This is a genomic window from Mesorhizobium sp. M7A.T.Ca.US.000.02.2.1, assembly GCF_003996995.1.
Lineage (GTDB): Bacteria > Pseudomonadota > Alphaproteobacteria > Rhizobiales > Rhizobiaceae > Mesorhizobium.
In genome coordinates this window covers 1-7,847 of the sequence record NZ_RZTT01000285.1, presented here as the reverse complement: position 1 = coordinate 7,847, position 7,847 = coordinate 1, and the positions used below count along the sequence as shown (strand labels likewise).

The following is a 7,847-nucleotide window of genomic DNA, read 5'->3' as shown; positions in this document are numbered from 1 at the left end:
AGATGGCGATCTGCGTGGCGTAGTCATCGACCTTCTCGACCACTTCCATCAGCCGCTGCAGCTTCATCTCACCGGTGTTCGGGTTGATGTCGGCGCGGATGTTGGTCTCCTGACCGTAACGCGAGCGCGCCGCCTTCTGGATCGCATCGGCCATGGCGGCGATGACGATCGACTTGTCGATCGACTTTTCACGCGCGACCGCGTCGGCGATCTGCAGCAATTCAAGTCTGTTGGCGCTTACAACCATCGTTTTTCTCCGGAGCTTGTTTGCCGGGCCTTTGCGCCCGGCAGCTCAATCATAGTTCCTGTTCGTGGTCTTCCGTGGCGTCCGCTTCCGCACCCGACTCGTCGTCGTCCGGTTCGCCGCGGCGCTTCTTGGCTTCCTTGCGCGCCCTGTTGTCCTTCGACAGGGCATCGCGGATGAGATCGTCGGTCAGGATCAGGCGCACGTCGGCAATCGCATCGTAGGGGACACGCACCGTCGGCTCCTCGCCATAGGCTGCCTTGTCGCGCTCGATCAGCACATCGTCTTCGCCGGCTTCGGCGATCTTGCCCTTGAAGCGCTTGCGGTCGGCGACGACCATCGATGTTTCCATCTTCACCAGATGACCCGTCCAGGTCGTGAAATCCGATTTACGGACCAGTGGCCGGTCGATGCCGGGCGACGAGACTTCGAGGTGATAGGCCTTTTCGATCGGATCGTCGACGTCGAGCGCCGGCGACACCGCGCGGCTGACCTCTTCGCAATCCTCGACGGTCATAGTGCCGTCCTCGCGTTCGGCCATGATCTGCAGCGTCAGCCCGTTCTGGCCCGACAGATGCACCCGCACGAGGCGGAAGCCGATGCCGCGCAGAACCGGCTGGACGATCAGTGCGATGCGCGCATCGATGCCGCTTTCGCGGATGATGCGATCGTCGCCCTCGCTTGCCGTTGCAGTCATTGAAATCCTGTCGTTCTCTACGAAGTTATCGGCAGGTAATAAAAAAGAGCGGGACCGGGTGGACCCACTCTTCGTCATACCGACCAAGAATTTGAGGCTGATATAAACGATCGCGGCCTGTGTTTCAAGCCCGCTGTGCTGGTCGGGCAGCGCCGCCATCGAGGCGGCCCACGCCAGCGTTGCATGGGACGCATGGCGCCTATGCGGCGATACCCATGGGATTGGCGCCGAAACGCACCTACCTATGTTGCGCTGCACAAATGTGACCGCGCGTCACACGTGCGCGAAAGGACATGATCATGAGCAATCGCAAGATATTTTCTGCAATAGGCGACTTCTTCACCGTATTCGGCAGCGCCGTGGCCGCTTCGCGGGCCGTGGAAGCCGGCCGCAGGCCACGCGCCGACGACCTGCGCAATCTCGGCGTCGAGCCTGCCGCCTTCGATCGCATCGGCCGCCGCTTCTAGCTTTGACGCAATTCCGGACGGAAAACCGTTTCACACTTTTCCTGGAATTTCTCTAAGACCGCGAGCTTATTTCCGAATGAAGGTCAGATAGGCCGGCCGCCGGCCCTCACGAATGGCCTTGGCCTCGTAACGGGTGCCCGGCCAACCTTCATAGGAAAGGTGCCAGTCCGCCGCCTCGCAAGCCTGCCATGCGAACGCGCCATGCGCGCGGCAATGCAGCAGGGTCCAGTTGACATAGGTGTCGATGTCGGACGCGAAGCGGAATTTTGAACCAGGCTTCAGCACACGCGCGAACCGCTCGAGATTGACCGGGCTGACGAAGCGCCGCTTCCAGTGTTTCTTCTTCGGCCAAGGGTCGGGATAGAGCAGATCGATGCCGTCGAGCGAGGCTTGCGGCAGCCAGTCGAGCAGCCTTGTGGCGTCGTCGTCATAGACCTGCAGATTGGCGAGTGGTTTCTCGCGCACCGCCATCATCATCTTGGCCATGCCGTTGACGAAGGGCTCGACGCCGATAAAGCCGATCGAAGGCGCCTCGATCGCACGATGCAGGAGATGCTCGCCACCGCCGAAGCCAATCTCAAGGCGAACCGCGCTGACATCCGTCTCAAACAGAGTGCTGAGATCGGTCGGCGGTTCAGCCGTCAGATCGAGCCGATATGTGCCAAAGCCGCTTTCCAGCGCGGCCGCCTGCTGCGGACGCATGGTTTTGCCGCGCCGGCGACCGAAAAAGGCTTCGGCCGCGCGGCTTGGTCTGTCCTTCGGATCCATGGCGGGACTTTGCGGCGCCGCTGTCAGGCGGCGACCGCGTCCTTGAGCGCCTTGGCGAGATCGGTCTTTTCCCAGGAGAAAGACCCATCACGGCCGGCCTTGCGGCCGAAATGGCCGTAGGACGACGTCTTGGCGTAGATCGGTTTGTTGAGATCGAGGTGACGGCGGATACCCGACGGCGACAGATCCATCACCGTGCGCAGCGCGTCCTCGAGCTTTGCCTCGTCGACCTTGCCGGTACCGTGCAAGTCGACATAGACCGACAGCGGCTGAGCAACGCCGATGGCGTAGGAAAGCTGGATGGTGCAGCGGTCGGCGAGTTTCGCCGCCACGACGTTCTTGGCCAGGTAGCGCGCCGCATAGGCCGCCGAACGATCCACCTTGGTGGTGTCCTTGCCGGAGAAGGCACCGCCGCCATGGGGTGCGGCACCGCCATAGGTGTCGACGATGATCTTGCGGCCGGTCAGCCCGGCGTCGCCGTCCGGCCCGCCGATGACGAACTTGCCGGTCGGATTGATGTACCACATGCAGTTGTCGGCGATCTTCAGCTCGCCCAGCGCCTCCCGGATATAGGGTTCGACGACCTTGCGGACCTTCTTCGAATCCCAGCTCGCATCGAGATGCTGCGTGGACAGCACGATCTGCGTCGCCTCGGCGGCCTTGCCGTCGACATAGCGAACGGTGACCTGGCTCTTGGCATCCGGTCCGAGCCTGCCGGCTTCACCGCTGCCCTCGTGGCGGGCGGCCGCCAGCAATTCGAGGATCTTGTGGCTGTAGTAGATCGGCGCCGGCATCAGATCCGGCGTCTCGCGGCAGGCGTAGCCAAACATGATGCCCTGGTCGCCGGCACCCTCTTCGCCCTGACGGTCGGAGGCATTGTCGACGCCCTGGCCGATGTCAGGCGACTGGCCGTGCAGCAGAACCTCGATCTTCGCGGTTTTCCAGTGAAAGCCGGCCTGCTCGTAGCCGATTTCGCGGATCGCCTTGCGGGCGACCGACTTGAACTTGGCCGGATTGACGACCGAATGCCCAGCGGCATCCTTGAGAATATTGCCCGCCTTGTCCCTCTTGAGCAGCGTGTCGGGAACACGCACTTCGCCGGCGATGACGACACGGTTGGTGGTGGCCAGCGTCTCGCAGGCGACACGGACTTTCCACGGGTCCATGCCGGTCTTCTTGGCTTCGCGATACACCAGATCGACGATCTCGTCGGAAATCCGGTCACAGACTTTGTCGGGATGGCCCTCGGCAACGGATTCCGAGGTAAAGAAGTAGTTCTGCCGCGTCACGGGTGTCCCCTCTTGAAAAACGATCGGCAGGCTGCCGATTTTGGCGCGCCACGTGTTAGCGGGGCGAAGCGCCGCTCGTCAAGCGGTGCTTCGGCTCTGGCATGAATGTCGATGCAGTTATCTTGTGCCACCAGCGGCACGACGCCGCCGGTGCTGGCGTGATTGAGGATCAGTCGGGATCGTCGGCGGAGAGGGACTTGACCAGGTCTATAATCCTGCGGCGCACCTTGGCATCCGCGATCTTGACAAAGGCCCGGTTGAGCTGAAGGCCTTCAGGGCTGCCGCAGAATTCGACAGCGAAAGCCATCGACGCGTCCTCGGCAAATCCACGGCCCGCCACGGGCTCCTGGCCGGGCGCATCCTCGAAAAAGAAGGCGACCGGCACGCCGAGTATGGACGCTATCGCCTGCAATCGGCTGGCGCCGACGCGGTTGGTGCCTTTTTCATATTTCTGAATCTGTTGAAATGTGATGCCGAGGTTTTCTCCCAGCTTTTCCTGGCTCATTCCCAGCATGTTGCGGCGAAGCCGGATGCGACTGCCAACATGGATGTCGATCGGATTCGGTTTCTTCTTGTTGTCTTCTGTCATTTTTTCCTCGCCGAATTTTTTCGGCTTTCTCTATTTTTTCTTGCCCAAACAAAGCCGGAGGCAACTGCCCCAACAGAACGATCCACCGGCTTCGAGAAATTTTCAGGCACTTACAGTATGAGTTTCTAATGTGTTGGCTGTCAATTCACCCGTAGCCTTTGCCTTACGTTCAACAGCGCTGCCCCAACGGCAAACAGCAACATGATCAGCATTCCGTTAATGCGCCGTTGGCCGGGAGATATGAGCGCCTGTCCGGAAATCGGTATGTGGGCATCGATGGCGCCGCGTGCGTCGATAGCAAGCGCATCGACGATGCGCCCGCGCGGATCGACGACGGCCGAGATGCCGTTGTTGGCAGCACGTACCAATGGCAATCCATTTTCCACCGCGCGGATCTGGGCCTGCCTGAAATGCTGATACGGACCCGGCGTGTCGCCGAACCACGCATCGTTGGTAACGTTCACAATAAGCTGCGCTGACGCAGCGTCAACTGCCACAAGATCGGGAAAGATCACCTCATAACAGATAAATGGCAGCGCACGGATGCCATCGGGCAGCGTGATGGCGTGCCGCTCATTGCCGGCCGCGAAACTCATCGGCCCGGCAACCAGTTGCTCGATGCCGAAACGCTGGAGCAGATCGGCGAAAGGCAGGTATTCGCCGAACGGCACCAGGTGAACCTTGTCGACGGCGTCAGCGATTTCACCCTTGTCGTCGATCGCCACCACGGAGTTGTAGTAACGGCTGTCGGCATTCGCGGCCGAACCGCCTTCCTCGCGAACGACGCCGGCAATCAGCATCTGGCCGGATCCGAGCATGTCTCCCAGCGCCGTCAATGCGTCCGGACGCTCGGTGAAGAGGAAAGGCACCGAGGTTTCGGGCCACAGGATCAGCTGCGGCTTTTGATGGCCTGGGTCCGGCGCCTTGGCCGAGAGCCCCATCAGGACCGCGAAGATGCGGTCGCGCACCGAGGCATCCCATTTTTCCGACAGGTCCACGGCCGGCTGAACGATGCGGACATCCAGGCTGCGTGAAGCTGGCGGTTCGGGAGCGCCAAGCCTGACATAGCCGAAGCCGACATGGGCGGCGGCGAGCATGACAAACAGTGCCGCGCCGAGGCGCAGGTGCCGACGTGCCGCCAGCAGTGCCGGCAGTGCGAAGACGAACACGGCGAGCGCGTTCATGCCGATCATGCCCGTTACCGAGACGCTCTGCATCAGCAGCGGCACGGGCATGGCCGCGTAGCCGACGGCATTCCAGGGAAAACCGGTGAACAGGAAATCGCGCAGCCATTCCGCCAGCCCGAAGCCGAAGGCAAGGGCGGCGATGCGGCCAATGTCGTTGCTCCACAGCAGCCGGGCAACGATTGCCGCAAAGCCGTAGAAAAAGGCGAGCATGAAAGGAATGCCGACCACGGCGAAGGGGAGCGCCCAGGCAAAGCTGTCGGCCTCGACCAGCAGCGCCGAACCGATCCACCAGAGGCCGGCGAGGAAATAGCCGAAACCGAACCACCAACCGACGGCGAAAGCCGGCCGCAGACGCCGGAACAGACTGCCGGAAGCTTCGCCGGTGGCGCCGTCGAGCAGCCAGACCAGCAGCGGAAACGAGACGAAACAGGCGGCGAAGAAATCGTAAGGCGCCTGCCCAAGCACGGCAAAAGCGCCCGCGAGAAACGCCACGAGCGCACGCCGCCAACCCCAAAGCAGAATTATCCGGCCGGTGAGGCGCTCCATGCATACTTCCGAGTCGCGAATCAGGACACAAGATTTAACAGGCTGCGCTCCGCGCTCCAAACGGGCGGATGGCTGGCTGTGATGCACAGCTCCGGCCCCGCCCTACCGGTGCCAACCCTCGATTTGCGCCCAGCCGCTCGGCCTCCTCGCGCGGAACCGAACGGATGGTCTGCGTGAAGGTCCAGACATGGCCCTCGGGGTCGCGGGCACGATACTGGCGCTCGCCGTAGAACTGATCCGCCGGCTCCTGGATTATCTCAGCGTCGGTCGCCCGCGCCTGCTCGCAATGCGCATCCAGGCCGCCCTTCAGCCTGACATAGATCGACTGCGTGTTCCTGCCCGAGACCGAAGCCGGGCTGGCGACATAATCGCTCCATTCGGAATCGACGATGATGTAGCTGTCGCCGAATCGCATCTCCGCATGGACGAGTTTTCCCTCGGCATCGCTGACCACCATGCTGCGCTCGAAGCCAAATGCTGCTTCAAGCCAGTCCAGCGCGGCACGAGGGTCCTTGTAAAAGACACCGGCCCCCAGACTTGGATGCTTGAAAGGGTCGTCGACAGTCATCGGGCGAGCGTGACGCTCACGCCTGTTCGGTGCGCGCGGTGGCGCGCCGGCGGCGCTCACCCTTCTGGCTCTGCACGATGCGCACGCGCTTGACGCGGCGCGGATCGGCATCGAGGACGTGGAATTCGAAGCCGGGTATGGCCTGCACCACCTCGCCGCGGGCCGGAACACGGCCAAGCGTGTTGAAAATCATGCCGCCGATCGTGTCGACATATTCGCCATGTTCACCGGCGGCGAAATCCCCGCCGATCATCTTGGCGACGTCGTCGATCTCGGCCTTGCCGTCGACGATGAACACGCCGTCGCCGCTCTGGGTGATCATCGGCTCGTCGTCGTCATGCTCGTCCTCGATGTCGCCGACCACCATCTCGACGATGTCTTCCAGCGAGGCGAGGCCGTCGGTGCCGCCATATTCGTCGATGACCAGCGCCATCTGGGTGCGCGTCGTCTGCATGCGGCCCATCAGGTCGGAGGCAAGCATCGACGGCGGCACGAACAGCACCGGGCGGATCAGATTGAGGTCGCCAATGGTGCGTGCGAGGTCGACCTGGGCAAGATCGAGAACCGTGGCAGCGGGGGTTTTCCTGGTCGTGCGGCCCTTCTTGACGCGCGCGATCTTGGTGATGTGGGCCAGCACGTCACGGATATGGACCATGCCGCGCGGATCATCGAGCGTCTCGGAATAGACCGGCATGCGGGAATGGCCGGATTGTTCGAAAGTGCCCAGGAGATCGCCGAGCGTCGTCGTGATTTCGACCCCCTGAATGTCGGCGCGCGGTACCATGACGTCCTCGACGCGCACTTCGCGCAGCCGCAGGATGTTGTTGAGCATGGCGCGTTCGCCGGGCGAGAAGGCGCCGGCATCGCTCGTCGTCTCGGCAAGCGCGCCGGCAATTTCCTCACGCAGGCTGGTTCCGTTGCGTTGCCGAAACAGGCCCAGAACGCGGTCGAACAGGGAGGGACCGGCAGGCAACGTCTCGCTGGCAGCGCTGCCAGCACCGGCAACAGCAGAGGTACTGCTAGCACCAGAGGTACTGTTAGCACCAGAGGTAACGGTACTCGGACTTGATCCCTCTTCCGACGTATCGGAAGCCTTGGTCGCACTGCCGGCGTCGGGGCGGGCGGCAGTTTCTGGTTTGTCGTTCATCGTCGTCCGGTCAATTGATCAGATGTAGTTACGCGTAGGGGTCGGGAATGGCAAGCCTTGCAAGCGCCGCGCGTTCGACGGCTTCCATCGCCTCGGCTTCAGTGTCGGTCTCGTGATCGTAACCCAGCAAATGCAGCAGGCCGTGGATGACGAGATGGGTGATATGGTTCTCGACCGGCTTGTCTTCCAGTGCCGCTTCATGGGCGACCGTTTCGGCGGCCAGCACGATGTCGCCCAGCATCGGCGGCAACGGACCGCCTTGCGCAAACGGAAAAGCCGGGAAAGACAAGACGTTGGTCGGCTTGTCCTTGCCGCGCCAGCCGGCGTTGAGAACCCGGACATGGG

Annotated in this window: 9 protein-coding genes and 1 pseudogene; 1 reads left to right on the top strand and 9 read right to left on the bottom strand. The window is 62.3% G+C overall.

Translation table 11 applies throughout. The features are described from left to right. Together EOD15_RS23480 and rimP are read right to left on the bottom strand one after the other, a co-directional pair. Positions 1 to 247: NusA N-terminal domain-containing protein (locus tag EOD15_RS23480; RefSeq protein ID WP_281035574.1), on the bottom strand; the 247-nt coding region annotated here is incomplete at its 3' end. Between the two features lie 49 nt (positions 248 to 296). Next, positions 297 to 941 carry a ribosome maturation factor RimP gene (gene rimP / locus EOD15_RS23475; RefSeq protein WP_127270712.1) on the bottom strand — a complete coding sequence of 215 codons (645 nt, stop codon included), beginning with the start codon at positions 939 to 941 and terminating at the stop codon, positions 297 to 299. Between the two features lie 299 nt (positions 942 to 1,240). Here rimP and EOD15_RS23470 point away from each other — a divergent pair, with 299 nt between their 5' ends. Further along, complete coding sequence (locus tag EOD15_RS23470) at positions 1,241 to 1,408, top strand: hypothetical protein (protein WP_013527898.1); 168 nt, start codon at positions 1,241 to 1,243, stop codon at positions 1,406 to 1,408. 66 nt (positions 1,409 to 1,474) lie between these two features. Here the strand turns inward: EOD15_RS23470 and EOD15_RS23465 are convergent, their stop codons facing one another. The 7 genes and pseudogenes from EOD15_RS23465 to ybeY all read right to left on the bottom strand — a co-directional run. After that, positions 1,475 to 2,176 carry a tRNA (guanosine(46)-N(7))-methyltransferase TrmB gene (locus EOD15_RS23465; RefSeq protein WP_127322367.1) on the bottom strand — a complete coding sequence of 234 codons (702 nt, stop codon included), beginning with the start codon at positions 2,174 to 2,176 and terminating at the stop codon, positions 1,475 to 1,477. 23 nt (positions 2,177 to 2,199) lie between these two features. Then, entirely contained in the window at positions 2,200 to 3,465 is a 1,266-nt protein-coding gene (gene metK, locus EOD15_RS23460) for a methionine adenosyltransferase (protein WP_127266944.1), read from the bottom strand. A 169-nt stretch (positions 3,466 to 3,634) separates the two neighbouring features. Further along, the gene (locus tag EOD15_RS23455) at positions 3,635 to 4,054 is read right to left on the bottom strand and encodes a helix-turn-helix domain-containing protein (RefSeq protein ID WP_013527901.1); all 420 of its coding nucleotides are present in this window, start codon (positions 4,052 to 4,054) and stop codon (positions 3,635 to 3,637) included. Positions 4,055 to 4,194: 140 nt separating this feature from the next. Beyond that, positions 4,195 to 5,787: an apolipoprotein N-acyltransferase gene (gene lnt / locus EOD15_RS23450; RefSeq protein WP_127321193.1), complete on the bottom strand. Its 1,593-nt coding sequence runs from the start codon at positions 5,785 to 5,787 to the stop codon at positions 4,195 to 4,197. A 102-nt stretch (positions 5,788 to 5,889) separates the two neighbouring features. Further along, positions 5,890 to 6,355 (bottom strand): annotated as a pseudogene (locus tag EOD15_RS23445) (VOC family protein). A 16-nt stretch (positions 6,356 to 6,371) separates the two neighbouring features. Further along, entirely contained in the window at positions 6,372 to 7,502 is a 1,131-nt protein-coding gene (locus tag EOD15_RS23440; RefSeq protein WP_127321192.1) for a hemolysin family protein, read from the bottom strand. 28 nt (positions 7,503 to 7,530) lie between these two features. Continuing rightward, positions 7,531 to 7,847 (bottom strand): rRNA maturation RNase YbeY (gene ybeY, locus EOD15_RS23435; RefSeq protein WP_127408871.1); only part of this gene is annotated, 317 nt, incomplete at its 5' end.